The following is a 25,654-nucleotide window of genomic DNA, read 5'->3' on the forward strand; positions in this document are numbered from 1 at the left end:
GATGGATGCGTGGACAGGGGAGGCCCCTAAGGGGCGCCCTCCCATCCGGCATTTCTTTTGGCCAACGACGAGTTTTCGTTAAGGAGCGTGCAATCATGGAACTCATTCAACAGCTGGTCAACGGCATTTCGCTAGGCAGCATTTATGCGCTCATCGCGCTTGGCTATACGATGGTGTATGGCATCGTCCGGCTCATTAACTTCGCCCATGGCGACGTCTTTATGATTGGTTCATTCGTCGGTTTTTACGCTGTGACGATGCTCGGCGTCGGTTTTTTCCCAGCGCTGTTGTTGGCGATGGCCGCCTGCGCCGTGCTCGGGGTAGTCATTGAGCGGATTGCGTACAAGCCGCTGCGCAACGCGACGCGCATTGCTGTGCTCATTACGGCCATCGGTGTCTCGCTTTTGATCGAGTACGTGATGATTTATTTGCGCGGGGCACAGCCGGAAGCGTATCCGGGTACGCTGCTTCCAAAGCAGAATTTGGAGCTGTTTGGCGTCGTCATTAGCAGCCAGTCGCTATTCATCCTCGGCACGTCCCTCGTCTTAATGATCCTTCTTCAATTCATCGTTCACCGAACGAAAATCGGGAAAGCGATGCGCGCCGTCTCGCATGATGCGGAAGCGGCTCGATTGATGGGGATTAACGTCGACAATACGATTTCGGCCACGTTTGCCATCGGCTCGGCGCTCGCCGGGGCAGCCGGCGTCATTTTTGGCATTTATTATACGAAGATCGACCCGCTGATGGGCATTCTCCCAGGCTTGAAGGCGTTTGTCGCCGCCGTGTTGGGAGGGATCGGCATCATTCCGGGCGCGATGGTAGGAGGGCTTTTGCTTGGCGTTATCGAATCGCTCGTCAGCGGGCTTGGCTATTCGCTTTGGCGTGACGGGGTGGCGTTCATCATTTTAATTCTCATCCTCATTTTCCGGCCGGCCGGATTGTTTGGGAAAAATGTACGAGAAAAAGTGTAAAGGATGGTATGGAACATGGCAACTTGGAAGCGGACACGTGGGTTTTGGGTTTCCATCATATTGGCGTTCGCCTTTTTCGCCGTTGTCCAGTGGCTGATTACAAGCGGAACGTTAAACATCTTTTATGTGAACACCCTCTTTTTTATGGCGATTAACGTGATTTTGGCGGCCAGTCTCCATTTAATTATCGGAATTACTGGACAATTTTCGATTGGTCATGCCGGCTTTTTCGCTGTCGGTGCTTACGCCTCCGCGATTATGACGATGAAGCTGCAGCTGCCGTTTGCCGTCGGGGTAGTGGCAGCCGGGGTGGCGGCGATGCTCGCTGGTCTTATCATCGGTGTGCCAAGCTTGCGCTTAAAAGGCGATTATTTGGCCATCGCGACGCTCGGGTTTGGCGAAATTGTCCGCATCGTTTTGTTGAACATCGACTATGTGGGCGGAGCGAGCGGCATGACAGTGACCCATATGACGACATGGCCGTGGGTGTTCGCGTGCTTGTTGATCACGATCATGGTCATCGCCAACTTCACGAATTCGACGCATGGGCGGGCGTGCATCTCAATCCGTGAGGATGAAATCGCTGCCGATGCGATGGGGATCAACACGACGTATTACAAAGTCGCAGCGTTTGCGATCGGTTCGTTTTTCGCCGGCATTGCCGGGGCTTTGTACGCCCATCACTTTTACATTATTCAGCCATCGAACTTTGGCTTCCTGAAATCGTTCGACATTTTGATTTTCGTCGTCCTCGGTGGGCTCGGCAGCCTATCCGGCGCGGTGGTGGCCGCGGTGTTGCTGACGATCGTTTCGACGTTCTTGCAAAACTATCCGGAAACGCGGATGATCATTTACAGCATCGTCTTGATTTTGGTGATGCTGTACCGTCCAACCGGGTTGATGGGGACGAAAGAACTATCTTCGCTCTTCAAATGGCGGAAGGCAGCGCAGGGAGGAATGAATCATGGCGGCAAGAACACCGTTGCTTAAAGCGGAAGGGGTCGGCATCCAGTTTGGCGGGCTCAAGGCGCTCTCCGGTGTGACGATGGAGCTATATCAAGGGGAGCTTGTCGGGCTCATCGGCCCGAACGGCGCGGGGAAAACGACGCTGTTTAACTTGTTGACGGGCGTGTATGTGCCGACTGACGGGCGGATTATGCTTGACGGCGAGACGTTGAACGGACTGCCGCCGTATAAAATTACGCGCAAAGGGATCAGCCGGACGTTTCAAAACATTCGCCTGTTTGGCGAGCTGTCGGTGCTCGACAACGTGAAAGTCGCCTACCATGCGCACGCCCGCCATTCGATCGCGAGCTCCATTCTCCGCCTCCCGTCCCATTTCCGCGGGGAAAAGGAAATGGAAGAAAAGGCGATCGAGTTTTTAAAAATTTTCCAGCTTGACGGCATCATGCACGAGAAAGCGAAAAACTTGCCGTACGGCCAGCAGCGCCGGCTTGAGATCGCCCGGGCGCTGGCGGCGCAGCCAAAAGTGCTTTTGCTTGACGAGCCGGCCGCCGGCATGAACCCGCAAGAAACGAAAGAATTGATGAACTTGATCGCGTTTATCCGCGAACGGTTTGCGTTGACGATTTTGTTGATCGAACACGATATGTCGCTTGTGATGGGCATATGCGAGCGCATTTACGTGTTGGACCACGGCCAATTGATCGCCCACGGCACGCCGGAACAAGTGCGCAGCAACCCGAAAGTGATCGAGGCTTACCTTGGCGAGGAGGTGTCGTGACGTGTTGAAAGTGGAGGCAATCGATGTGTTTTACGGCAACATTCATGCCTTAAAAGGCGTATCGCTTGAGGTGAACAAAGGCGAGATCGTCACGCTGATCGGCGCAAACGGCGCCGGCAAAACGACGCTGCTAAAAACGATCTCCGGCTTGTTGAAGCCGAAAAGCGGCGACATCGTCTACGAAGGGGCTTCGATCGCCGGCAAGGCGGCGCAAACGATCGTCAAGCACGGCATTTCCCACGTGCCGGAAGGGCGGCGCGTGTTTGCCAATATGACGGTCGAGGAAAACTTGGAGCTTGGCGCGTTTTTGCGCAAAGACAAAGACGGCATTCAACAAGACTTTGCCAAAGTCTTTCAGCTGTTCCCGCGCCTCGAGGAGCGGCGCAAGCAGCTGGCCGGCACGCTTTCGGGCGGCGAGCAGCAAATGCTGGCGATCGGCCGCGCGCTCATGGCGCGCCCGAAGCTTTTGCTTTTGGACGAGCCGTCGATGGGGCTCGCCCCGCTGCTCGTGAAAACGATTTTCCGCATTATCGAAGAAATTAATGAATCGGGAACGACGATTTTGCTTGTCGAGCAAAACGCCCATATGGCGCTCTCGATCGCGGATCGCGCCTATGTCATCGAATCGGGGCGCGTCGTCCTGTCGGGGGCGGCGAGCGAGCTGCAGGCGAGCGAGCAAGTGAAACAAGCCTATTTAGGCGGACATTGACCGCTAATGGCGGTCAGACGAGGAGGGTGTCTCTCATGCGGCGAGACACCCTTTTTTCTTCATATCGTTTGCCGCAATAGAAAGCGGTCTTTCCACGCAGCCTTTTGGCACGGCGGATGCCGTCAGCGGCGCTTTTGCCGCTGCCGCTCGGCCCGCTCCCACGCTTTCAAGTGCGGATACGGGTCAAACGCCCACTCCGTATAGCCGTTGTCTTTGTACATGCCGTAATGGAGGTGGGGCGGGAACTTTCCAGCGGTGCCCGGCGGCCCGTAGCCGGAGCTGCCGACCGAGCCGATGATCGTGCCCGGCTCGACGATTTGCCCTTCGCGAAGCCCGGCGGCAAAGCCGTTCAAATGGGCAAAATAATGGTACGTGTTGTTGATGTCGCGGATGCCGACGCGCCAGCCGCCGTATTTATTCCATCCTTTCAGTTCGACAATGCCATAGCACGTCGAGCGGACCGGCACGCCGTAGCCGGCGAAAATGTCGGTTCCTTCATGAATGCGGCGCCCGCCCCAGCCGCGCGCATCGCCCCACGTGTCGCGGTAGCTGTAATTCGCCCGCAACGGGAGCGGAAAGACATGGTCATCCAGTTTCAATGTCTTGTATTTTTTGTAAATCTTCACTTTTCCTAAAATCAAATCCACCGTTTTGGAGCGCTGGTAATAGTTCCAAAACGCGATTTTAATATGGCGATGATCGATGCCGTATGTCTGCAAATAGCGCGCCATGGCCATGATGACGTCGTCGTCGTCATCCGACCGCGCCTTGCCGTCCCCGTCTCCGTCCACACCGAGCCCGCCAAACTGGGAAATCGTAAACGGGTTCGTATCGTGCGGATTTTTGTTCAGCGGTCCGGCCCATACGTCCGGTTTCATATAAATGCCGAGAACGCCGGTTGGTTTTGGCAAGTCGCGGCGCGCTTGCCGGATGTTCCGTTCATACTGGTCGATGGCGGCAAAGTAATACCATGGAATGAGCGAAACCGCCTCCGCTTTTTTATACAGCTCCATGCGCTGTTCGTATACTGCGTCGTCGTTTTCCGCCGCGGAAGCCGCGCTGGCCGCTATGAACAACACCGTCGCCACCCATAGGGCGACAAACCATCGGTGCACGTGGAATCCCCCCTTTTCGCCCATTTCATATGTTTAGTTTGGGGAGAAACAGGCGATTCATAAATGTTAAAAAGAGGAAAGCGGCTTATTTTTTTGTGTTTTTTCGCGTTTTTCATTTATAATGAAAATGGAACAATCCTCGACAAGTGGAGTGAGAACGATGGCAACAAACGAAGAACATGTCCGCAAGCCGGACTGGCTGAAGATTAAACTGAACACGAATGAACATTATATCGGATTGAAGAAGCTGATGCGGGAAAACCGTTTACATACTGTGTGCGAAGAGGCGAAGTGCCCGAACATTCATGAGTGCTGGGCGGTAAGGCGGACGGCGACGTTTATGATTTTGGGCAGCGTCTGCACGCGCGCCTGCCGCTTTTGCGCCGTCAAAACCGGGCTCCCGACCGAGCTTGACTGGCAAGAGCCGGAACGCGTCGCCGAGTCGGTGCGCATCATGAATTTAAAACACGTCGTCGTTACGGCCGTCGCCCGCGATGACCTCAAAGACGGCGGGGCGGCGGTGTTTGCGGAAACGGTGCGTGCCATCCGCCGGAAAAATCCGTTTACGACGATTGAAGTGCTGCCATCGGATATGGGCGGCGTGTATGAAAACTTAAAAACGCTGATGGACGCCCGCCCCGATATTTTAAACCATAACATTGAAACGGTGCGCCGCCTGACGCCGCGGGTGCGCACCCGCGCGACGTACGAACGTTCGCTTGAATTTTTGCGGCGCGCGAAAGAACTGCAGCCGGATATTCCGACGAAATCAAGCATCATGGTCGGTCTTGGAGAAACGAAAGAGGAAATTATCGAGGCGATGGACGATTTGCGTGCCAACTACGTTGATATTTTGACGATCGGCCAATATTTGCAGCCGACGAAAAAACATTTGAAAGTCGTGAAATATTACCATCCGGACGAATTTCAAGAGCTGAAAGAGATCGCGCTGAGCAAAGGATTCAGCCATTGCGAGGCCGGTCCGCTCGTCCGTTCGTCATATCATGCCGATGAGCAAGTGAACGAGGCGGCGAAAGCGCGGCAGTTGAAAGCGTAACATCGGCCAGGCAAACAGGAAAACGGTCGTGCCTCTCCATTAAGAAGGCAGACCGTTTTCTTTGCCCTAGCGCCCCTCCGGTGTCGGCCGCGGTGTGCCGTCGCGGAAGTCGCGGTCGAGCTCATCGTTCGTTTCATTGATCATTTCGCCGTTTTCATTTTCCCCGCTGCTGAGCTTTTTCCCTTGCGGATATTTCAGCATTTGCTGGATGGTCGCATCCATGATTCGGTCAACGTCGCGGCTGTTCGAGTCGAGGCGGCCGAAGCGCTCAATCTCTCTCATCAGCTGCGGATTGTCGGCCACATACACATGGTAGTAACGGGGAACGACCGAAAGCGCCGTCTTTTTCACTTGATCGGCTGTTTGCTCCCGGTTATTTGTGTCGGCATCATAGACGACAAGCACTTCCTCGTCTGTGACCAGCGTAGCGACGTCATTGACGTTCGGCAGCTGGGTGCACAACTTGCTGATTAAATCGGCCGCTTGCTCGCGGTTGAATGACGGCATGTCATTATAGCCGTTTGCATCGCCGAGGGTTGGGCTCTTTTGGTGACGGACGTAGCCAAAGTTGTTTAGCGGTGTGTCATCGCCGTTTGGCACCCCGTTTTCGTTATATAGCTCATTGCGGTCGGTAACATTGATCGTATTGCCGCTCCGCTTGTAGACGTCGGTGTTTTCGTCCTGGGCCGCCTGCGCGCAGCCGGCTAGGGCGACGGCCGTTCCGAACATAACGGCCAACCATGGTCGTCTCATCGTCAGCACCCCCTTCACTTTTAGGGTGGCACACGCTCTTCCGTTTGATAACAGTAATTGATTGGGTGTGATACATCGTTTATGATGAAAGTGGAAAGGCGAGGTGAGAGCGGTGATCTGCATCAACAACCATTGTTACGAACTGGTTGAAAACGTCAAAAACGCCTTTAACGAGGAAGCGTTTCGCGCCCGCTATGCGGATATTTTAGGGAAGTATGACTACATTGTCGGCGACTGGGGATACAATCAGCTTCGCCTGCGCGGCTTTTTCGATGACCATAACCAAAAGGCGACATACGATACGAAAATTAGCACGCTGTCGGAGTATTTGTATGAATATTGCAACTTTGGGTGCGCCTATTTTGTGTTGCGCAAAGTGAAGCGGTAACGGTGCGGTCGGATGGCGGCGCGGTGACGCCGCGCTGAAGGCCGCTTCGAACCATCAGCGCGCGGAGGCCAAAGCATCGGCGGATGGACGCGCAACGGTGCCGTGCGACAAAGGCTGTTCCGAACGGAATGCAGGCTGAGGCTAAGGCATGAGCGAATGGCAGGGTCACGCGTGAGAAGGCAAACAAGGCAGCCGCCCGTTTGCGGCGGACGGCTGCTTCGTCATTCGACTTCGTTGTACGGAAACTGTTCGCTTTTGCGCGGATCATCATGCGGCGGGTGGGACGCCGGGTCGCGCCTTGGAATGTTTTGGTGGAACGACTTAAACTCATAGTTGAAGGCGCTGTAATGGCGCTGTCCTTCTTTCCAAGGCGTGCTTTTATTTTCGACCGGGGCGTCGTCGCGGCGCGGCGATCCGTACGGCCCTTCCGGAAATTCTTCGGCCGTTAAAAAATTGCGCTGTTTCTCGACGACGGAAAAATCGGCATACGTTTCCCGTTCCGCCATTCGTCTCACCTTCCTTGGTGCCGGAGTGTTTCATAAGATGCCCAAAATGAAGGAAGGTTATGAAAGACACTCATCCAAAAAGGCGCGCAAATCGTCGGCGTCTTGTTCATCAAGCTGGTAGGCGTGCTCTAAGTAGCCGGGCTCCTCTAAATCGTCGCGGCCAAGAATGGCAAAGCGGTTGCTTTGCAAGTCAAGCACGATGGATTTGCCGTAAAAACGATCCGTTTCGATGAGCGCCAAATCGAACCGCTGCCGTTCGCCGACAAAGCTGACGAAGCGAACCGCCGCTTGGACGGTGTCATCGTACAAGTAAAACCGTTCGCCCATATTGAGCCCTCCTATGGTTTCGTCACTATCCATCATAGCAGACAGACGGCGAAAAGGGGAGGGGATGGGCGCAAGAAAAAGGAGGGATGAGCCGTGTATTTTGTTGATCGAAAAAAAATGGAAGAACGACTTCGTTGCATGGAACAAATGTTGGCTTATTACAAAAGCAAGGACAGCTGGGATGAGCCGCTTCAACGATTGGCGCTTGAACGGATCGCCCATGTCGTCATCGAAGCGGTTTTGGACGTCGGCAACGCGATGATTGACGGCTTCATTATGCGTGACCCGGGCAGCTATGACGATATTATTGACATTTTAGCCGATGAGCAAGTCATTACGCCGGCGGACGCCGAACAGCTGAAAGCGTTCATCGCCCACCGGAAAATGCTCGTTCATGACTATACAAGCGTCGACCATGCGAAACTGCGCGTCAGCCTGGACGCACATTTGCCGGCGCTTGACACGTATCCGAAGGCGGTGCGCGATTATCTTGAAAATGAACTTGGACCGGTGTCGGCGTTTCGCAGTTGACGGGTGGCAGCCTCAACGCCCCCTCTCATTGACGATGGGGGCGCATCCCAGCGCCGGATGCGCCTTTGGCCAACACGAGGCCACGAAGCGGCTTCCATGATGGTCGACCATGCGCCTTTTAGCCGTTGACGCTCATGGAAAAAGCGGGAGAACGAACGACTGGCATACGGAAAAAGAAAGGGAGCGAATGCGTTGAAACGATATAGCGGCTATTTGATCGATTTAGACGGGACGATGTACCGCGGCACGGAGTGCATCTCCGAAGCGCGCGAGTTTGTCAATGAACTGCACCGCCGCGGGATTCCGTATTTGTTTGTCACCAACAACTCGTCGCGCACGCCGGCGCAAGTGGCGGAAAAATTGCGCTCATTTGGCGTGCCGGCGGAAGAGAAGCACGTCTTTACGACAAGCCAGGCGACGGCGAACTACATTTTTGAACGAAAGCCGGACGCGTCCGTTTATGTCATCGGTGAAGAAGGAATCCGCACGGCTTTGGCGGACAAAGGGTTTCGTTTTGCCGGCGAGGACGCGGATGTCGTCGTCATCGGCATCGACCGGCAAATTACATACGAGAAGCTCGCCGTCGCTTGCCTTGCTGTCCGCAACGGCGCGACGTTCATTTCAACAAACGGGGACATCGCTTTGCCGACGGAGCGCGGGCTATTGCCCGGCAACGGGGCCATTACGTCGGTCGTCGCCGTTTCGACGCAAGTGAAGCCGACGTTTATCGGCAAGCCGGAAAAAATCATTATGGAGCAGGCGCTCAAAGTGCTCGGCGTTCCGAAAGCGGACGTGCTCATGATCGGCGACTATTACGAAACCGACATTTTAGCGGGCATGAACGCCGGCATCGATACGCTTTTAGTCCATACAGGCGTCACGACGAAAGAGATGCTCGCCCGCTACGAGCGGCAGCCGACGTATACGGCCGATTCGCTGTTAGAGTGGATGGCGCGCCTGTAAACAACGCCGCTTTGCCAAAAAAAGGCAAGGCGGCGTTTGCTTGCAGACGATGCCGCCGGCTGCGCCGAAACAGCCGGCAATCGGCGATCGGCCTAGCGCGCCGGGGCGTGGTGATCCATTATTCTGCGTTGGCGGCCCGGTGCGCCAAGCGGCTTGATGCCGCCGCGGCAATGGCGCCGACGATATCGTCCAAAAACGTGTTGCATTTGCCGGTCGATTTGTCGTTTAAGTATTGCAGGATGCCCGGTTTTTGTTTGTCGATGTATCCATAGTTTGTAAAGCCGATCGACCCGTAGACGTTGACGATCGACAGGGCTAAAATTTCATCGACGCCATACAGCCCTTCATCGCGGCGGATGATCGATTGCAGCGGCTCATCAAGCTGGCCGGCCTCGGCGAGTTTATCGAGCTGAATGCCGGTTAAAATCGCGTTTTGCACTTCGCGTTTCGAAATGACGCGGTTGACGTTTTCGATGCATTCGTCCATCGTTAAATCCGCATGGTATTTCGATTGTAAATAATAGACGAGTTCAGCGATTTTTTCCACCGTCACTCCCCGCTCCTCGAGCCAACGCCGGGCGGTTTGTTCCAAATGGTTCATCATGGATTCACTCATAAAAGGTCACCTATTTCTTTTGAAAAGTCGTTTTTTATATATATGTATCATGTCATAAAACAGTCCGTCATATAAAGAAAAATGCTCATCGGGCCGCATATATAAACAATAGCCCCTTTCGTCAAAAAAGAAAGGGGGACTGGCGGTTTGTCGCGCCATCATCGGATGGCTTCGGCCGGCCGGCGTGTGGCCAAAAGGTGAACAGCGGCGATGGCGGGAACGAGAGCGGGCATGACGTTTCAGCCCGAAGCCATCATGGATGTCGAAAGTTTTCAGGCGCAAAGCGAACGGGAGGTCAAGTTTCGTCCCGAGACGATCATGGACACGGGCCTGGAGGTGCGGAGATGGAAACATGGGTGCATGAACAGTACGGGGTGCGCGCCGAACGGTTGGAGCGAAGAGGAAGGCATACAGTGGTTTGGCGGCAGCAGGAGCGCTTTCTCCTCGTTCCGGCCGACGGACGGAGCGAAGCGGAGATGGAAGAGCGCCAGCAAATGAGCCGCTATTTGCGGGCAAAAGGGGTGACCGGCGTCGGGGAGCTGGTGAAAACAAAGGCCGGAACGTATCTTGCCGTCTATGAGGGACAGCCGATGGCGCTCGTTCGCGCACCGCTTCCGGCAGTCCGCTTTCGTTCGCTCGGGCGCGAGCTGGCGGTGATGCATGAATACGGGCGCTCTTGTCCGCTGCCGATTGTCGCTTGCCGGCGCATCGGCCAATGGCGGGAACTATGGGCGAAGCGGATCGACCAAATGGAGGCGTTTTGGACGAACATGGTGGCAAACGGTCCGGCGTCGCCGTTTGACCGGCTGTTGATCGAGTCGTTCCCGTATTATTTAGGTTTGGCGGAAAACGCGGTGCAATATGTGGCTGATACGGAGCTCGATGAGGAACCGCTCCGCGTTGATTATGCGGCGTTTTGCCACGAGCGGCTGCCGCAAGCCGGCTGGATCGAGGGGACCGAGGCGAAGCTGCCGACCGATTGGGTGTACGACCATTGCGCCCGCGATTTGGCGGAATGGGTGCGCCATCTGTACCGGCAGCGCGGGTTAGGATGCCAGCGGGCGGTGCGCCAGTTTTTCCAAGACTACGGGCACGTATCGCCGCTGTCGCCGTTTGCCTGGCGGCTCGTTTACGCTCGGTTGTTGTTTCCGCTTTCGTATTTTGAGTGCGTCGAGGCGTACTATACCGCTGCGGACGGGGATGAGCGGGCGCGGCGGGAGAAGGAATTGCGGCATTTGCTTGATGGGTCGCACGAGCATGAACGGTTTTTGGCTTCGTTCGCCGAAATTGCCGGCATCGCGGAACGCGTGCGCTTGCCGGCGGTTGAGTGGCTGCCGCCGGTGTAAAACGGGCAGGCATGCGCGGTTTCGGCGCCGCCGCCCGCCTGTTGCTGTTGTGTGCGAGCGCCCGGCGGCTTTTCGGTGGACGGCGTCCGAAGCCGCTTCTTTTTTGCGGCGGCGGACGATGATTTCTTGCCTGCCGATTTGCTGGAATCCGCTTTTTCTTTTAACATGCAAGCGGCCGGCTGTTTTGTCTGATGGCCGCCGAAACCGCCCTTTTTCGCTGAAGGGCAACAAGGCATCCTTTTTTGGCTGGTTATATCGGGGACAACTCCCCGTTTTTTTTTTAGCCGAAGTTGTGATAAGATTTAGAAAAAATCGGATGGGAGGCTGCATGATGACCAAACCGTACGTTTTTATTATGCGAAAACTGCCAGAGGACGTCGTTGCGCCGCTTTCGGCCATCGCTGAAGTCGAGATGTGGCCGCATGAGGACGTGGCCGTGCCGCGCGATGTGCTTGCGGAAAAAGCGAAACGGGCGGCCGCCATTTTGCCGATGGTATCCGACCCGATCGATGAAGAGGTGTTGTCCGCTTGTCCGGCGCTCAAAGTCGTCGCCAATATGGGGGTTGGCTATGACAATATTGACGTGCCGGCGGCCACTCGGCGCGGCATTGTCGTTTGCAATACGCCCGATGTGTTGACCGATACGACGGCCGATTTGACGTTTGCGCTGCTATTGGCCGCCGCCCGGCGGTTGGTGGAAGCGGCCGAGTTTTTGAAAGAAGGAAAATGGAAAAGCTGGAGCCCGTTTTTGCTTGCTGGCGCCGATGTCCACCATAAAACGATTGGCATCGTCGGCATGGGAAACATCGGCCAAGCGGTGGCCAAGCGGGCGAAAGGGTTTGACATGAACGTGCTGTATTACAACCGTTCCCGCCGCCCGGAGGCGGAAGAGCGGCTTGGCGCCATCTACCGTCCATTTTTCGATTTGTTGGCGGAAAGCGATTTTGTCGTCTGCTTGACGCCGCTCACCCCGGAGACGCGCCATTTGTTTAACCGTGAGGCGTTTCGGCACATGAAGCCGTCCGCTATATTCATCAACGCGGCGCGCGGTGCGGTCGTCGATGAACAGGCGCTGTATGAGGCGCTCGTTCATGGAGAGATCGCGGCGGCTGGGCTCGATGTATTTGAAAAAGAACCGGTTGATCCCGCCCACCCGCTCGTTTCGCTTCCGAACGTCGTCGCCTTGCCGCATATTGGCAGCGCGACGCATGAAACGCGCCGTGCCATGATGACGCTCGCGCGCGACAACATCATCGCCGTGCTTGAAGGGCGGCCGCCATTGACGCCGGTGAACCGGCCGTCATAACGTTTCCGCGATGGGAGGCAGCTGACGCCGGTAAATCGGTCGCAGAAAAAATTTTCATTGCCAAACGGCGGATCGTCTTTTATAATGTCTACTATAAAAATACAAATGTCTACTGTGCGTAAACAGAAGGGGCGGGAAGGATGGAAAAGCCAATTTTTGTTGGATTGTTAGGATTAGGAACGGTCGGAAGCGGTGTGGTCAAAATTATCGAAAACCACCAAGAAAAATTGATGCACCAAGTCGGTTGTCCGGTGAAGGTGAAAAAAATCCTCGTCCGCGATGTACATAAACCCCGTGACGTCGCTGTCGATCCGGCGCTGTTGACGACAAGCGCCGCCGATGTAATCGATGATCCGGACGTTGACGTCATTATTGAAGTGATGGGCGGCATCGAGGAGACGAAAGAATGGTTGCTGCGGGCGCTGCGTCAAGGAAAACATGTGGTGACAGCGAACAAAGATTTAATGGCGGTCTCTGGTTCTGAATTGCTCCGGGTGGCGGCCGAACACCATTGCGATTTGTTTTACGAAGCGAGCGTTGCCGGCGGTATTCCGATTTTGCGCAGCCTAGTGGACGGACTCGCGTCGGACCGGATCACCAAGCTGATGGGGATTGTCAACGGAACGACCAACTACATCTTAACGAAAATGTCGCAAAACGGTGCTTCGTACGAAGCGGTGCTCGCTGAAGCGCAGGCGCTCGGGTTCGCCGAAGCTGATCCGACATCGGACGTCGAAGGGCTTGATGCGGCGCGGAAAATGGCGATTTTGGCCCGGCTTGGCTTTTCGATGGACATCGACTTGGACGATGTACAAGTCAAAGGCATTACGCATGTGACGGAAGAAGATTTAACATACGGGAAACGGCTCGGTTATACGATGAAGCTGATCGGCATCGCCCAGCGCGACGGCAACAAGGTGGAAGTGAGCGTCCAGCCGACGTTCCTTCCGGATTCGCATCCGCTCGCGTCCGTTCATAACGAATATAACGCTGTCTATGTGTACGGCGAGGCAGTGGGGGAAACGATGTTTTACGGACCGGGGGCCGGCAGCTTGCCGACGGCGACGGCGGTCGTCTCCGACTTAGTCGCGGTGATGAAAAATATGCGCCTTGGCGTCAACGGCCACTACGCCGTCGCGCCGCAATATGAAAAACAATTGAAAGCGCCGGCGGAAATTTTCTCGAAATACTTTTTGCGCATTCATGTGAAAGACCAAGTGGGGGCGTTTGCCAAAATTACGACGCTGTTTTCCAAGCGCGGGGTGAGCTTCGAGAAAATTTTGCAGCTGCCGTTGAAAGAAAACGGCTTGGCGGAAATCGTCATCGTGACGCATGACGCTTCACAGCAAGACTACGAAGAGATTTTGCAGCAGCTTGGCGATTTGGAAATCGTCGAGCGGGTGCAAAGCTCGTATCGGGTGGAAGGAGAGAAACGGTGATGGCATGGAAAGGGCTGCTTGACGCTTACGGCGACTTTTTGCCGCTGACCGAAGCAACGCCAAGACTGTCGCTTTGCGAAGGGAATACGCCGCTTATCCCGCTGCCGCGCCTGTCGGAAGAGCTCGGCATTACGCTGTACGTCAAGGTGGAAGGAGCGAACCCGACGGGATCGTTTAAAGACCGCGGCATGGTGATGGCGGTGGCGAAAGCGAAAGAGGAAGGAAGCCATACGATCATTTGCGCGTCGACCGGCAATACGTCCGCTTCCGCCGCCGCGTATGCGGCGCGCGCCGGGCTGCGCTGCCTTGTCGTCATCCCGAACGGAAAAATCGCCCTTGGCAAATTGGCGCAAGCCGCCATGTACGGAGCGGACATTTTTGCGATTGACGGCAACTTTGACGAAGCGCTCAGCATGGTGCGCCGGCTGAGCGAAACGGCGCCGATTACGCTTGTGAACTCGGTCAACCCGTACCGGATCGAAGGGCAAAAAACGGCGGCGTTTGAAGTGTGCGATCAGCTTGGACGCGCGCCGGACGTGCTGGCCATTCCGGTCGGCAACGCGGGCAACATTACCGCCTATTGGAAAGGGTTTAAGGAGTATCACGAAGCAAAAGGAACAGGGCTGCCGCAAATGCGGGGCTTTGAAGCGGAAGGGGCGGCAGCGATCGTCCGCAATCAAGTGATCGAACAGCCGGAGACAGTTGCGACGGCGATCCGCATCGGCAACCCGGCGAGCTGGAAAAAAGCGGTCGAGGCGGCGAACGAATCGCGCGGGAAAATCGATGAAGTGAGCGATGCGGAAATTTTGGCGGCTTACCAACGGCTTGCCCGCACGGAAGGCGTTTTTGCTGAGCCGGCGTCATGCGCTGCCATTGCCGGAGTGATTAAACAGCGCGAGCGGAATGAAATCGAGCGCGGCAGCCTTGTTGTCGCCGTTCTCACCGGCAACGGCTTGAAAGATCCGGCCATTGCCTTGGAGACGGCCGCCATTGAACCGGTCGTTTTGCCGAACGATGAACAAGTGGTGCTTGAGCATTTGCAAGGGGTTGTCCGTACATGAAAGAAGACGAGATGTTGAAGATCGTCGTTCCGGGAAGTACGGCGAACTTAGGACCCGGCTTCGATTCCGTCGGGCTCGCCGTCTCCCGCTACTTAACGCTTGACGTCCGTCTGGCGGAGGCGTGGACGTTTACGCCAAAGACGGCGGAGGTGAGCGGCATTCCGCGCGGAACGGACAATTTAGTATACGAGGTAGCCAGCGAGACGGCGAACGTGCACGGCCGCCGGCTGCCGAGCTGCGCGGTGGATGTGTACAGCGATATTCCGTTTACGCGCGGGCTCGGGAGCAGCGCGGCGGCGGTCGTCGCCGGCATCGAGCTTGCCGATGCGCTGCTTGAACTAGGATTGTCGCGCGAACAAAAGATGGAACTGGCCACCCGCTATGAAGGCCATCCGGATAATGTCGGCGCCTCGCTGTACGGCGGGCTGGTCATCGGCTGCTACCGCGAAGAGGGCGTGGATGTCGTCCATCTTCCGGAGTTGAACGTGGAGCTTGTCGCCATTATCCCGGAGTATGAATTGGAAACGAAAAAAGCGCGCGGGCAGCTGCCTGAACAATGGACGAGGCAGCAGGCCGTCGAGGCGAGCGCCATCAGCAACGTCCTTGTCGCGGCATTGCTGACGAAAAATTGGAAGCTCGCCGGCCGCATGATGGCGGCGGATTTGTTTCATCAGCCGCACCGGAAACCGCTCGTTCCGGAATTGGAGCGGGCGGAGGTGCTCGCTCTTGAATACGGGGCGATCGGCGCGGCGTTAAGCGGGGCGGGGCCGACGGTGCTCGTTTTTGCTGAGCCGGGGAAAGGCGAGCGGCTCAAACGGCAGCTGCGCCCGCATTTCCCGGCTTGCGAAGTCACAACGCTCGCTGTCGAGCCGCACGGCAGCCGCGTTTACAAGCTGGCGCTGGAGGCATAAAAAATCCGAACAGCCTTCTGCTGTTCGGATTTTTTAAGTTAAAACACTTGCTCGACTTCGACGACGCCCGGCACTTCCTCAAACAAGGCGCGTTCGATCCCGGCTTTTAACGTGATCGTCGAGCTCGGGCAGCTGCCGCATGCGCCAAGCAGGCGGAGTTTCACGACGCCGTCTTCCACATCGACAAGTTCGCAGTCGCCGCCGTCGCGAAGCAGGAACGGGCGGAGTTTATCTAAAACTTCTTGCACTTGTTCTTTAATTTCTTGATCCGTCATTTTCATCGACTCCTTTCCTTACTTTTTATTATAATCATGGTAGCGGAAAAAATCTAATGATAAATTTTACTTTCGTAAAGGGTGACCATGATGGCGTTCAAACCGGTTGAAATTTGTGTGTATGGAGCGGAGATCGTTTGCCCGTCGTGCGTGCAGCTGCCGTCGTCAAAAGAGACGTACGAATGGCTCGAGGCTGCGCTGCGCCGCAAATATCCAGATCAGCCGTTCCGCATGGCGTACGTCGATATTTTCCATCCGCCGGCGGATGACGAAGCAAAACGGTCGCTGGCGCAAACGATCGTCGAGAAGGACTGGGTGTACCCGGTCGTCGTTGTGGAAGGAGCGGTTGTCGCGGAAGGGAATCCGCGGCTGAAAGCCATTTATGCCGAAATGGAGAAATACGGCTACCGTTCGTCATAGCAGCGGTGCCGCACGGCGGGGAAAGCGAACGGGCGGCGGGGAATTCCCCGCCGCCTTCGCGATTGGTCGGCCGCCTGGTCAGCTGATAAAATTTTCGGCAATGATGGTTGATTGCGGCCAACATGAAGCGTTCTCAGAGAAACAGCTGCTTTGCCCCGCCTATGCGATTCCATGCCAGCCGTGCGCGGCTTAATAGCCGTTATGGTATTTATACATCCAAAGAACGCCTGATTTTAGCAGGCGCGGCACCCGGCCGGTGAGCGGGCGGTCAGCGACGAGGCCGAAGCCGTGTTTTTTGCCGAGCGAACCGAGAATGCCTTTTAATTTGATCGGCGGGAATTCGCTTGGCGGCTCTTCGCCGTTCCACCGCTTTTGCAGCACTTGAACGATTTGTTCCGCTTGCCCTTCAGCGAGCTGGGCGCTCGGCGAATGCGGCAAGCTTGCACAGTCGCCGACGACGTATGCGTTTTCATAGCCAGGGATGTGGTGCTGCTTCGTCAGTACGACGCGGCCTTGTTTATCTTTTTCCACGTCTAGTTCGCGGACGACGCGGTTCGGCTGAATGCCGGCCGTCCAGACGATGACGTCACAGGGCACTGGCTCGTCATGGTTGTACAAGACGCCCGGCTCGACTTTCGTGACGTTCGAATGGCGGACGATTTCAACGCGATGTTCGATAAACCATCGTTCCACGTAGTCGCTTAGCCGCTTTGGAAACATTGGCAAAATGCGCTCACCGCGGTCAAACAGCTTAATGTGCAAATCCGGGCGGCTTTCCGCCAGTTCGCTGGCCAGCTCGACGCCGCTTAAGCCGGCGCCGACGATGCCGACCGTTGCTTTTGGCGGCAAGTTGTTCAGCGCTTCATAGGCAGCGCGCGCTTTGTCGATCGACTGAATGCTGTACGTGTACGCATCAGCGCCCGGCACCCCGTGGTATTTATCTTCACAGCCCAACCCGATGACCAGGTCGTCGTAACGGACGTGGCTTCCATCTTTCAGATGGACGAGCTGCTTATCAAGGTCGATCGAGACGACTTCGCCGAACTGGTAGGTGAATTGCGGATGTTCCGGAAACGGGACGCGAATGTGATGGTCGCTGATCGTCCCCGCAGCTAAGGCGTAATATTCCGTTTTTAAACAATGGTACGGAACGCGATCAATGAGGATAATATGAATGTCGTTTGGCACTCCGTCCGGGAGAAGGCGTTGCAAAATGCGCATGTTGCCGTATCCCCCGCCAAGCAGTACGAGATGTTTCATGGCTAAAGTCCCCTTTTGTCCAGTTTCTCAAGCCGCCAATGCCATAAAAAAGTATAACGAAATTGTGACAAAAGAACAACAATTTTTCGTCCGACCGCTCGTGAGCATGTTCGTTGACGCCGTGCCGCAAAACCGTTACGATGGGAAGCAGGAAGGTGAACATGCCCATGATCTTACCGATCATCGAGTTTTGCATCAGCAACTTAGCCAGCGGATCGTATAAAGCGATGGAAATGCTTGAAAAGGATCCGAATTTGGATATTATCGAATACAGCTGCTTAAGCTACTGCACGCGCTGCGCCCATACGCTGTTTGCGCTCGTAAACGGCGAGTTTGTCAGCGGTGAGACGCCGGAGCAGCTTGTCGAAAATATTTACCGGCATCTCGAGGAAAACCCGATGGTTTAACGAAAAAAAGGAGGATGCCCACAAGGCGGCATCCTCTTCAATGTATATGAAAAAACGGGGGATATTCCCATTGTGTCCAAAACGCGGTATCGTTATACATAAAGGAGCCAAAAATTTTAGGAGGGGGCATGACGTGTACTCGTTTTCGTTTACGAAAATGCATGGGTTAGGGAACAGTTATATTTACGTTGATCTGTTTCGCGAAACGCTTCCGGAAGACGAGCTGCCGGCGATCGCCCGTTGTGTTGCCGATGTCCATACCGGCATCGGTTCGGACGGCCTCATTCTCATTTGCCCGTCGGAGCAAGCACCGGTGAAAATGCGTATTTTTAACAGCGATGGCTCGGAAGGGAAAAACTGTGGCAACGGCTTGCGCTGTGTGGCGAAGTATGCGTACGAGCACGGCATCGTCCGCGACCGCTCGTTTTTGATTGAAACGCTCTCCGGACTCGTCGCGGCCGAAGTGGCGGTAGAAAACGGCGAGGTGACGAGCGTGACCGTCGATATGGGCAAGCCGCTCCTTCGGCGGAGCGCCATTCCGATGACCGGGCCGGAGGCGGAGCAAGTCGTCGCTGAATCGTTTGCCATTGGCGGCGGCGAGTATGAAATCACCGCTGTATCGATGGGCAACCCGCACGTCATTTTTTATGTGGATGAGATTGAAAAGGCGCCGGTGACCACGCTTGGCCCGCTCGTTGAAAAGGACCCGCGCTTTCCCGAAGGAGTGAACGTCGAATTTGTCGAGGTTGTCAACGAGCGTGAGCTTCATTTCCGCGTTTGGGAGCGCGGCTCGGGCGTCACGCAGGCGTGCGGCACCGGGGCGTGCGCGGCGGTTGTCGCTTCTGTGTTAAACGGCAAAACGGCGCGCGGAGCGGAAACGGTCGTCCATCTGGCCGGCGGTGATTTGACGATCACATGGGGGCATGACGGCAACGTGCGCATGACCGGCCCGGCCGAAACGGTGTGCACCGGCGTGTATTATTACCGCGGCGGGCAGAACGGTTGAGCATCCGAGCGGCAAAGCGGTATACTATAGGTAAGGAGGGATGGACATGACCGAGGCGATCATTACGCTGACGGAAGCGGCAGCGTTTCAAATTAAGGACATGATGAAGGAGCAGGAAGAGGAAAACGCCTATTTGCGCGTCGGCGTCCATGGCGGCGGCTGCAGCGGGCTGTCGTACGGCATGGGGTTTGAGCGCGAGCGGCGCGATGACGACATCGAATTGGAACAGCACGGGATTAAAATTTTGATCGACCGCGACAGTGCCCCCATTTTGCGCGGCACGGTCATCGACTACAAACAGTCGCTTCTTGGCGGCGGGTTTACGATCAACAATCCGAACGCCATTGCGACGTGCGGCTGCGGCTCGTCATTCCGCACAGCGACGAACGCCGGCACGCCGGAGCAATGTTAGGTGTCAGGAGGCCGTGACAAACAACGGTTTGTCAGTAAAGACCGCCAAGGGGGGATGGCAGTGAAAGGGCAAGGAAATGTGATGTTGGCCCTCGTTTTGGCGCTCATCATTGCGCTGCTGGCGGTGGCGAACGTTGAAAACGTGACGATCCATTATTTGGTGGGGGAAACCCGTTTGCCGCTGATCATCGTGATTTTCGGCTCAGCTGTCCTTGGCGGTTTGGTGGTCGGCATGCTCGGTTGGCTGCGGTTGTTTCATTTGCAGAGGCAACTGAAAGCCGCCAACAAGGAGAAAGAGGAGTTGACCGCCCGCTTAGCGGAAAACGACGGTGAACGAGAGGCAGCCGCCGCCAACGAAAGCAAACACGGATGAACGAAAAAGAGGGTGTCTCCAAGGCGGTGGGACACCCTCTTTCCCGCTACATCAACCTATTCGCTTCGTTCGTAAACATTGTCTCTTGTTCTTCGCCCGAATCCGACGGCCCTTTTGAGTTAAAATAAGGACGACGAGTGCGCGGGCTGCATCCGTGCCGTCGGATCGATATACGTTTTTGCGCTGCTGATGGCGATCGGTGCCTCGCCGAAGCCGCAGGCGATCAGCTTAATTTTTCCATCGTACGTGCAAATGTCGCCGGCCGCATACACGCCGGGGATGTTCGTCTCCATCCGCGAGTTGACTTTGATCGAATTTTTTTCGATGTCAAGCCCCCAGTTTTTGATCGGGCCGAGCGAGGAAATAAAGCCGTAGTTGACAACGACGGCATCGACATCGATCGTTTCTTTTGTCCCTTCCTTCACATGTTCAAGGACGACTTGGCGGATGCCTTGTTCGTCGCCGATAAGTTCGGCAGGCACAAACGGTGTTTTCACTTGCACGCGCGATTTCATGAGCTGCTCGACGCTATGTTCATGGGCGCGGAATTTATCGCGACGATGAACGATCGTGACGCTTGCGGCGATCGGTTCGAGCATGAGCGACCAGTCAACTGCCGAGTCGCCGCCGCCGCAGACGAGCACACGCTTCCCGGCAAACTGCTCTAAGTCGCTGATAAAGTAATGCAAGTTTTTCCCTTCATATTGGGAAGCGCTCTCAAGTTCGAGCCGGCGCGGCTGAAAAGCGCCGTTCCCGGCGGTGATGATGACGGTTTTCGAATAATGGATCTCTTTATCCGTGGTGAGTTTAAACGTTCCGTCTTCTTGTTTTTCCAGCGTTTCAACCGACTGGTTCAGGCAGATGGCAGGCGAAAACAGGCTCAGCTGCTCTTTCAGCTGGTTAACGAGTTCTTGGGCGCGCACTTTCGGGAATCCGGCGATGTCGTATATGTATTTTTCCGGGTATAAAGCGGCCAGCTGCCCGCCTAACTGCGGAAGGCTTTCGATGATTTTCACCTTCATTTGCCGCAAGCCGCCGTAAAACGCGGCAAACATCCCGGTTGGTCCGCCGCCGACCACCGTTACATCATACACGTTCCGATCTTCTCTCACCGACATTCCTCCCCGCATAAAATAATGGCACTACAAGTTTATCTTACCATAAATGCCCGCCGTTATAACGTTCAATTTTTGTCGGTCCAGTCGAAAAAAAAAGGCTTGAAAAGAGGAAGAAAAAGGACTAATATGGTTTGTGGAGAGATTGTTAATTTTTTGTGACAGTCTGTCGACATTTTTTTGGGGGTTAACGTGAATAGTTTCACAAACTTCGCTCGATAAAAACGGGGATAGCAGCAAAAGCTATAAGAAACGTGTGGGAAAAAAATTAAAAAGGGTGGAAGTGATTCAGGTGAGAAAACCAAACATCGTCATTTTAGGGGCTGGTTATGGCGGACTCATGACGACGGTTCGCCTGCAAAAACTCGTCGGGGTGAACGAGGCGAATATTACGTTAGTGAATAAGCACGACTATCATTACGAGACAACTTGGCTTCATGAAGCGTCGGCCGGGACGCTGCACCATGACCGCGTCCGCTACCCGATCGCGGATGTCATTGACCGCAATAAAGTGAAATTTGTCCAAGACACTGTCACAAAAATCGTTCCGAACGAAAAGAAAGTGCTGCTCGAAAATGGCGAATTGGCATACGACTACCTTGTCATCGCCCTTGGGTTTGAATCAGAGACGTTCGGCATTAAAGGGTTGAAAGAATACGCGTTTTCGATCGCCAATGTCAATGCGGCGCGGCAAATTCGCGAACATATTGAGTATCAGTTTGCGACGTACAACACGGAAGAGGAAAAGAAAGACGAACGGTTGACGATCGTCGTCGGCGGGGCAGGGTTTACCGGCATCGAGTTTTTAGGCGAACTCGCTAACCGCATTCCGGAGCTGTGCCGCGAGTATGACGTCGATCCGCACAAAGTGCGCATCATTTGCGTCGAAGCGGCGCCGACCGCACTGCCGGGCTTTGATCCGGAGCTTGTCGAATACGCGGTCAGCCAGCTCGAACGCAAAGGGGTCGAATTTAAAATCGGCACCGCCATTAAAGAGTGCACACCGGATGGGATCATTGTCGCCAAGGGCGACGAGGTGGAGGAAATTAAAGCGGGTACCGTCGTTTGGGCAGCTGGCGTCCGCGGCAGCAGCGTCCTTGAACAGTCCGGCTTTGAAACGATGCGTTCGCGCATTAAAGTCGACCCGTTCCTGCGCGTTCCGGGGTATGAAGACATTTTTGTCGTCGGCGACTGTTCGCTCGTCATTGACGAAGAAACGAACCGCCCGTATCCGCCGACGGCGCAAATCGCGATGCAAGAAGGCCAGCTGTGCGCGAAAAACTTAGCGGCGCTCATCCGCGGGCAAGGGGAGCTTGAGCCGTTTAAAGCCGATATTAAAGGGACGGTCTGCTCGCTCGGCCATGATGATGCGATCGGCGTGGTGTTCGGCAAAAAATTGTGGGGGACGAAGGCGAGCTTCATGAAAAAAGTGATCGACAACCGCGCCTTGTATTTAATCGGCGGCTCGTCGCTGGTCATGAAAAAAGGAAAATTTAAATTTTTCTAAGCGGTCAAGAAAGCTTCCGCGCCGGCGGAAGCTTTTTTGTATGGCGGCCAACAGGGAACGGCCGCTTGTTTGTCGAATTACAAACGGTGTACAACGATATGGAAAAGGATGAGAACGATGAACAGCAAACGCGGAAATGTATGGATTGCGGCGGCCGGGCTCGTCATCAATGAAGCGGGGGAATGGCTCGTCGTCAAGAAAAAATATAGCGGGCTGAAAGGAAAATGGTCGCTGCCGGCCGGGTTCGTCCAGCCGGGGGAAATGCTTGATGAAGCGGCTGTTCGCGAGGTGAAGGAGGAAACAGGGATCGATGCCGAACCGATCGCCTTTCTTGGCTTGCGCACCGGCGTTATTGACGGAGAAATTAGCGACAATATGGCCATTTTTCTCCTCCGCCCGCGATCGGAAGACATTACCGTGCAGGAGGATGAGCTGCATGCCGCCGCCTTTTTAAGCAAGCCGGCGCTCTGCGCTGATCCGGCGACGTCGGGGCTGCTTCGCTATTTGTTGGCGCTTGAACCGTTGGCCTTCCTCCCCCCGCACGATGGCTTCAACCCGGGCGATCCGTTCGGGTACACGAAATACCGCCTTTACTTCAAATCGTCAAAATCGTAAGAATAATCAAGAAAACGAAAGCGAGGCGTTGATGTATTCGCTTACATGAACAAAAATAAAGGAGAATCGCCGTTTGTTTTTACAGAAAATTTTGATATATTAACAAAAAAGAAGTGGAGGGGACATCGATGAAACAGACGCTTACGGTCAACGCTTGCCCATACTGTGAGGGGCACGGGTACGTCCAGCTCCTGCTAGGCGGATCGGAAACGTGCTACAGCTGCCAAGGGACGGGAAGCGATCAGGAAGAAGCCGACGAGCATTGACTGTCATCCGCCCATCCAGTACACTGAAAAAGGGTGTAAGGGAGGTTGAGGGCGGATGCAAATGAGTTTGCCGGTTGTACTGATTTCGATGCTTTTATTTTTTGTCTTATTTTTCGGCATTGGTTTTTTGCTAAATATGTTGCTGCGCATGACATGGATTATGGCCATTTGTTTTCCGATCATCGCGATCTTGATTATTGATGATGTGCCATGGACCCGGTATTTGACCGCACCGTCCGCTTCACTGGCGGCGCTCGGCCGGAAAGTCGCTTCGTTGGCCGCCGCCGATTTGCTGATTTTGGCCAGCGGCTTTGCCGGCGCGCTTTGCGCCGGGTGGGCGATCCGAACGCTGCGGGCAAAAGGATATCAAATGTTTTAAAGCGCCTCCGCGCAAGCGGGGGTGTTTTTTGTTTTTAGGAAACAGGTGCCCGCAAGCGGTCGTTGTCATGTCCTGGGGGAGAAAGTTTATGGGCGGTCTGGACGAACATGCGCGTTTTCGCTTGCCATGTTTGTGTTCAGCAAAGCAGACCGCAGATGAGCCTTTTCGATGAGCATGCGTTTATGATGCCGGGGCGGAAATCACAACGTTTCTGGCAAACGGGTTTTTTAGTTTTTTTGCTTTCCTTGCAATGAATATTTCGATTTTGGATGGAGATAAATAGAAGTGTGGGAGGAGTTGAGGACATTGAGCAGTTTTAGGCAATTTGTGCGCAGAACCGCGATGACGCTGTTGTTGATCACAGCGTTGCTCTCCACATTTCAATCTGTTTCTGGGGTCGAAGCGAAAACGGTTCTCCGTTCCTTTCTTAGCGGTGCACCAGTAGATCATGAAGCCGATCGGGGAGCGAAAGGAAGCGCAAAACTTGACAACCGCTCGGCTCCGCGGCTTGAGGAACAGTTTGACTGGTCGAAGTATCCGTCCGTTGAAGTCGTGGCCACCGGCTATACGGCCGGCATCGAATCGACTGGAAAAACCCCCGATCATCCTGAGTATGGCATTACATACTCCGGCGTGCGTGTCAAACGCGACCTTTACTCAACGATTGCTGCGGATTTAAGCATTTTTCCGATCGGCACGATTTTGTTTATCCCCGGTTATGGATTCGGTGTTGTAGCCGATAAAGGCGGGGCGATCAAAGGCCACCGCATTGACTTATACTATGAAACGGTCGAAGATGTATATAAATATTGGGGAAAAAAGAAAGTGAATGTTTACATTGTGCAAAAAGGGGACGGCACGCTGTCAGAGGAAGAATTGATCCGGCTGAACGAGGATGAAACGATGCAAGTGTTCCGCCAGCAATATTTAGAATCGAAAAGTTAACCAAAAGGGCTCCCGCCCGTCAGCGGCTGAAGAGCGGGTCGCTGTCGTCAGCGGGAGGGAACAGCGCCGGATGCAAAAGCGGCGCCAATTTTTTTAATCCGACGAGCAGGCGCGGCGATGGCCGGCAGTAGAGCGCTTCCTCAAGAAGATGGATGCGCCCGGCGCGGACGGCGTCGGTTTGTTCAGCTTTCGGACGCGTGATGACGGCGTTGGCGCTCATTTTTTTCGTTTGTACGCCGACCCAAACGAGCAAAATATGCGACGGGTTGCGGGCGACGACTTCGTCCCATTCCGTCCGGACGCTCGCGTTGGCGCAGTCGGCGAAAAGATTGCGCCCGCCGGCGAGTTCGCTGAGCTCGCTCAGCCAGTTGGCGCCGCCTGGGGTGAACACCGGGCGCGGCCACCATTCCCAATACAAGCGGGCCGGTTCGGCGACGGCGGCTGCCCGCTCACGGTATTCGTTCAGAAAGTCATAGTAGCGGCGGACGAGTTCAGCCGCTTTTTGTTTTTCGCCGAGCGCTTCGCCTAACATGAGAAGATCGGCCGCGATGTCATCCAGCGAATGGGGTGCCAGCACGAGATGGGGGAGGCGGCGGCGGACGAGCTCCTCGATATTGCGCTCCATTCCGGGCACGCTTAAGGAGGCGACGACGAGATCCGGTTTGAGCGCCTCGACTCGATCCATGTCGATGCGCAAATCCGGCCCGACGGTTGGCAGCCGCTTTACTTCGGGCGGCCAGTCGGAAGAATGATCCACGGCGATGACATCGTCCAGCCGGCCAAGATAAGCTAACAGCTCCGTATTGCTCGGGCAAAGAGAAACGATTCTCATGGGCGTTCGTCCTTTCTGGATTCATCGTCTTTTTCCTCATTCGCCCCGGTCTTGTCATTTTCCTTTCTAGTTCCGTTTTGTTTTTTCGACAGCTCCT

32 protein-coding genes are annotated in these 25,654 nt (G+C 55.1%); 23 read left to right on the forward strand and 9 right to left on the reverse strand.

The genetic code is table 11. From position 1 onward, the window contains the following. The first annotated feature begins 95 nt into the window (after positions 1 to 95). Genes B9L21_RS01095 through B9L21_RS01110 form a run of 4 tightly spaced genes read left to right on the forward strand, consistent with a single transcriptional unit; the run spans position 96 to position 3,427 of the window. Positions 96 to 974: a branched-chain amino acid ABC transporter permease gene (locus B9L21_RS01095; protein WP_044742715.1), complete on the forward strand. Its 879-nt coding sequence runs from the start codon at positions 96 to 98 to the stop codon at positions 972 to 974. Between the two features lie 15 nt (positions 975 to 989). Continuing rightward, the gene (locus tag B9L21_RS01100; protein WP_063164847.1) at positions 990 to 1,964 is read left to right on the forward strand and encodes a branched-chain amino acid ABC transporter permease; all 975 of its coding nucleotides are present in this window, start codon (positions 990 to 992) and stop codon (positions 1,962 to 1,964) included. Beyond that, a complete protein-coding gene (locus B9L21_RS01105) occupies positions 1,939 to 2,718 on the forward strand; it encodes an ABC transporter ATP-binding protein (RefSeq protein ID WP_063164848.1) in 780 nt (259 codons plus the stop codon). Before B9L21_RS01100 ends, B9L21_RS01105 begins: the two co-directional genes overlap by 26 nt. A 1-nt stretch (position 2,719) precedes the next feature. Continuing rightward, a complete protein-coding gene (locus tag B9L21_RS01110) occupies positions 2,720 to 3,427 on the forward strand; it encodes an ABC transporter ATP-binding protein (RefSeq protein WP_063164849.1) in 708 nt (235 codons plus the stop codon). Positions 3,428 to 3,549: 122 nt separating this feature from the next. On the opposite strand, the gene B9L21_RS01115 is transcribed toward B9L21_RS01110, so the two are convergent. Next, complete coding sequence (locus tag B9L21_RS01115) at positions 3,550 to 4,506, reverse strand: M23 family metallopeptidase (protein ID WP_225995607.1); 957 nt, start codon at positions 4,504 to 4,506, stop codon at positions 3,550 to 3,552. A gap of 196 nt (positions 4,507 to 4,702) precedes the next feature. On the opposite strand from B9L21_RS01115, the gene lipA reads away from it, so the two are divergent. After that, positions 4,703 to 5,599: a lipoyl synthase gene (lipA, locus tag B9L21_RS01120; protein ID WP_063164851.1), complete on the forward strand. Its 897-nt coding sequence runs from the start codon at positions 4,703 to 4,705 to the stop codon at positions 5,597 to 5,599. Positions 5,600 to 5,665: 66 nt separating this feature from the next. Here the strand turns inward: lipA and B9L21_RS01125 are convergent, their stop codons facing one another. After that, positions 5,666 to 6,352, reverse strand: a complete 687-nt coding sequence (locus tag B9L21_RS01125; protein WP_063164852.1) for a YhcN/YlaJ family sporulation lipoprotein — start codon at positions 6,350 to 6,352, stop codon at positions 5,666 to 5,668. A 112-nt stretch (positions 6,353 to 6,464) separates the two neighbouring features. On the opposite strand from B9L21_RS01125, the gene B9L21_RS01130 reads away from it, so the two are divergent. Further along, positions 6,465 to 6,740 carry a YutD family protein gene (locus B9L21_RS01130; protein WP_033010389.1) on the forward strand — a complete coding sequence of 92 codons (276 nt, stop codon included), beginning with the start codon at positions 6,465 to 6,467 and terminating at the stop codon, positions 6,738 to 6,740. A gap of 221 nt (positions 6,741 to 6,961) precedes the next feature. Here the strand turns inward: B9L21_RS01130 and B9L21_RS01135 are convergent, their stop codons facing one another. Further along, positions 6,962 to 7,246 carry a hypothetical protein gene (locus tag B9L21_RS01135; RefSeq protein ID WP_063164853.1) on the reverse strand — a complete coding sequence of 95 codons (285 nt, stop codon included), beginning with the start codon at positions 7,244 to 7,246 and terminating at the stop codon, positions 6,962 to 6,964. A gap of 57 nt (positions 7,247 to 7,303) precedes the next feature. Next, the gene (locus B9L21_RS01140) at positions 7,304 to 7,573 is read right to left on the reverse strand and encodes a DUF3055 domain-containing protein (protein WP_063164854.1); all 270 of its coding nucleotides are present in this window, start codon (positions 7,571 to 7,573) and stop codon (positions 7,304 to 7,306) included. A gap of 93 nt (positions 7,574 to 7,666) precedes the next feature. On the opposite strand from B9L21_RS01140, the gene hepT reads away from it, so the two are divergent. Together hepT and B9L21_RS01150 are read left to right on the forward strand one after the other, a co-directional pair. Continuing rightward, entirely contained in the window at positions 7,667 to 8,104 is a 438-nt protein-coding gene (hepT, locus tag B9L21_RS01145) for a type VII toxin-antitoxin system HepT family RNase toxin (protein ID WP_063164855.1), read from the forward strand. 192 nt (positions 8,105 to 8,296) lie between these two features. Continuing rightward, a complete protein-coding gene (locus B9L21_RS01150) occupies positions 8,297 to 9,067 on the forward strand; it encodes a TIGR01457 family HAD-type hydrolase (protein ID WP_063164856.1) in 771 nt (256 codons plus the stop codon). A gap of 118 nt (positions 9,068 to 9,185) precedes the next feature. Here B9L21_RS01150 and B9L21_RS01155 read toward each other — a convergent pair whose 3' ends face one another. Next, the gene (locus tag B9L21_RS01155; protein ID WP_063164857.1) at positions 9,186 to 9,683 is read right to left on the reverse strand and encodes a phosphatidylglycerophosphatase A; all 498 of its coding nucleotides are present in this window, start codon (positions 9,681 to 9,683) and stop codon (positions 9,186 to 9,188) included. Between the two features lie 344 nt (positions 9,684 to 10,027). Here B9L21_RS01155 and yutH point away from each other — a divergent pair, with 344 nt between their 5' ends. The 5 genes from yutH (at position 10,028) to thrB (ending at position 15,746) form a co-directional block, all read left to right on the forward strand. After that, a complete protein-coding gene (gene yutH / locus B9L21_RS01160; RefSeq protein WP_063164858.1) occupies positions 10,028 to 11,029 on the forward strand; it encodes a spore coat putative kinase YutH in 1,002 nt (333 codons plus the stop codon). Positions 11,030 to 11,360: 331 nt separating this feature from the next. Beyond that, positions 11,361 to 12,335: a 2-hydroxyacid dehydrogenase gene (locus B9L21_RS01165; RefSeq protein WP_063164859.1), complete on the forward strand. Its 975-nt coding sequence runs from the start codon at positions 11,361 to 11,363 to the stop codon at positions 12,333 to 12,335. A gap of 140 nt (positions 12,336 to 12,475) precedes the next feature. Beyond that, positions 12,476 to 13,774 carry a homoserine dehydrogenase gene (locus tag B9L21_RS01170; protein ID WP_063164860.1) on the forward strand — a complete coding sequence of 433 codons (1,299 nt, stop codon included), beginning with the start codon at positions 12,476 to 12,478 and terminating at the stop codon, positions 13,772 to 13,774. Further along, positions 13,774 to 14,835: a threonine synthase gene (thrC, locus tag B9L21_RS01175; protein WP_063164861.1), complete on the forward strand. Its 1,062-nt coding sequence runs from the start codon at positions 13,774 to 13,776 to the stop codon at positions 14,833 to 14,835. The genes B9L21_RS01170 and thrC overlap by 1 nt, the downstream gene beginning before the upstream one ends. After that, entirely contained in the window at positions 14,832 to 15,746 is a 915-nt protein-coding gene (gene thrB, locus B9L21_RS01180) for a homoserine kinase (RefSeq protein ID WP_063164862.1), read from the forward strand. The genes thrC and thrB overlap by 4 nt, the downstream gene beginning before the upstream one ends. Positions 15,747 to 15,784: 38 nt before the next feature. Here thrB and B9L21_RS01185 read toward each other — a convergent pair whose 3' ends face one another. Continuing rightward, the gene (locus B9L21_RS01185; protein WP_225995604.1) at positions 15,785 to 16,027 is read right to left on the reverse strand and encodes a NifU family protein; all 243 of its coding nucleotides are present in this window, start codon (positions 16,025 to 16,027) and stop codon (positions 15,785 to 15,787) included. 84 nt (positions 16,028 to 16,111) lie between these two features. Between B9L21_RS01185 and B9L21_RS01190 the strand changes: the two genes are divergently transcribed. Continuing rightward, a complete protein-coding gene (locus tag B9L21_RS01190; protein WP_063164863.1) occupies positions 16,112 to 16,441 on the forward strand; it encodes a DUF1462 family protein in 330 nt (109 codons plus the stop codon). 189 nt (positions 16,442 to 16,630) lie between these two features. On the opposite strand, the gene B9L21_RS01195 is transcribed toward B9L21_RS01190, so the two are convergent. Then, positions 16,631 to 17,701 carry an NAD(P)/FAD-dependent oxidoreductase gene (locus B9L21_RS01195; protein WP_063164864.1) on the reverse strand — a complete coding sequence of 357 codons (1,071 nt, stop codon included), beginning with the start codon at positions 17,699 to 17,701 and terminating at the stop codon, positions 16,631 to 16,633. Between the two features lie 167 nt (positions 17,702 to 17,868). On the opposite strand from B9L21_RS01195, the gene B9L21_RS01200 reads away from it, so the two are divergent. From B9L21_RS01200 to B9L21_RS01215, 4 genes are all read left to right on the forward strand, one after another. Next, positions 17,869 to 18,108, forward strand: a complete 240-nt coding sequence (locus tag B9L21_RS01200; protein ID WP_063164865.1) for a YuzB family protein — start codon at positions 17,869 to 17,871, stop codon at positions 18,106 to 18,108. A 133-nt stretch (positions 18,109 to 18,241) separates the two neighbouring features. Continuing rightward, the gene (gene dapF, locus B9L21_RS01205; protein ID WP_063164866.1) at positions 18,242 to 19,114 is read left to right on the forward strand and encodes a diaminopimelate epimerase; all 873 of its coding nucleotides are present in this window, start codon (positions 18,242 to 18,244) and stop codon (positions 19,112 to 19,114) included. Between the two features lie 46 nt (positions 19,115 to 19,160). Continuing rightward, a complete protein-coding gene (locus B9L21_RS01210; protein WP_063164867.1) occupies positions 19,161 to 19,526 on the forward strand; it encodes a HesB/IscA family protein in 366 nt (121 codons plus the stop codon). Then, a complete protein-coding gene (locus B9L21_RS01215; protein ID WP_225995605.1) occupies positions 19,527 to 19,898 on the forward strand; it encodes a lipopolysaccharide assembly LapA domain-containing protein in 372 nt (123 codons plus the stop codon). A 119-nt stretch (positions 19,899 to 20,017) separates the two neighbouring features. On the opposite strand, the gene B9L21_RS01220 is transcribed toward B9L21_RS01215, so the two are convergent. Further along, positions 20,018 to 21,016 (reverse strand): NAD(P)/FAD-dependent oxidoreductase, encoded by a 999-nt coding sequence (locus B9L21_RS01220; RefSeq protein WP_172796419.1) that lies wholly within the window; start codon positions 21,014 to 21,016, stop codon positions 20,018 to 20,020. Between the two features lie 280 nt (positions 21,017 to 21,296). On the opposite strand from B9L21_RS01220, the gene B9L21_RS01225 reads away from it, so the two are divergent. The 5 genes from B9L21_RS01225 (at position 21,297) to B9L21_RS01240 (ending at position 24,725) form a co-directional block, all read left to right on the forward strand. Beyond that, a complete protein-coding gene (locus B9L21_RS01225; protein ID WP_063167276.1) occupies positions 21,297 to 22,520 on the forward strand; it encodes an NAD(P)/FAD-dependent oxidoreductase in 1,224 nt (407 codons plus the stop codon). A gap of 117 nt (positions 22,521 to 22,637) precedes the next feature. Then, positions 22,638 to 23,135, forward strand: a complete 498-nt coding sequence (locus tag B9L21_RS01230; RefSeq protein ID WP_063164870.1) for an NUDIX domain-containing protein — start codon at positions 22,638 to 22,640, stop codon at positions 23,133 to 23,135. Between the two features lie 128 nt (positions 23,136 to 23,263). Continuing rightward, on the forward strand, positions 23,264 to 23,401 hold the full coding sequence (locus B9L21_RS17505; protein ID WP_168157866.1) for a YuiA family protein: 138 nt from the start codon (positions 23,264 to 23,266) through the stop codon (positions 23,399 to 23,401). A 55-nt stretch (positions 23,402 to 23,456) separates the two neighbouring features. After that, complete coding sequence (locus tag B9L21_RS01235) at positions 23,457 to 23,780, forward strand: YuiB family protein (protein WP_063164871.1); 324 nt, start codon at positions 23,457 to 23,459, stop codon at positions 23,778 to 23,780. Positions 23,781 to 24,086: 306 nt separating this feature from the next. Then, on the forward strand, positions 24,087 to 24,725 hold the full coding sequence (locus tag B9L21_RS01240; protein ID WP_409071348.1) for a 3D domain-containing protein: 639 nt from the start codon (positions 24,087 to 24,089) through the stop codon (positions 24,723 to 24,725). A 19-nt stretch (positions 24,726 to 24,744) separates the two neighbouring features. Here the strand turns inward: B9L21_RS01240 and B9L21_RS01245 are convergent, their stop codons facing one another. Next, positions 24,745 to 25,557: a cobalamin-binding protein gene (locus B9L21_RS01245; RefSeq protein WP_063164872.1), complete on the reverse strand. Its 813-nt coding sequence runs from the start codon at positions 25,555 to 25,557 to the stop codon at positions 24,745 to 24,747. Between the last annotated feature and the right edge of the window lie 97 nt (positions 25,558 to 25,654).

The organism is Geobacillus uzenensis, from assembly GCF_002217665.1.
GTDB classification, from domain to species: Bacteria; Bacillota; Bacilli; order Bacillales; family Anoxybacillaceae; genus Geobacillus; species Geobacillus subterraneus.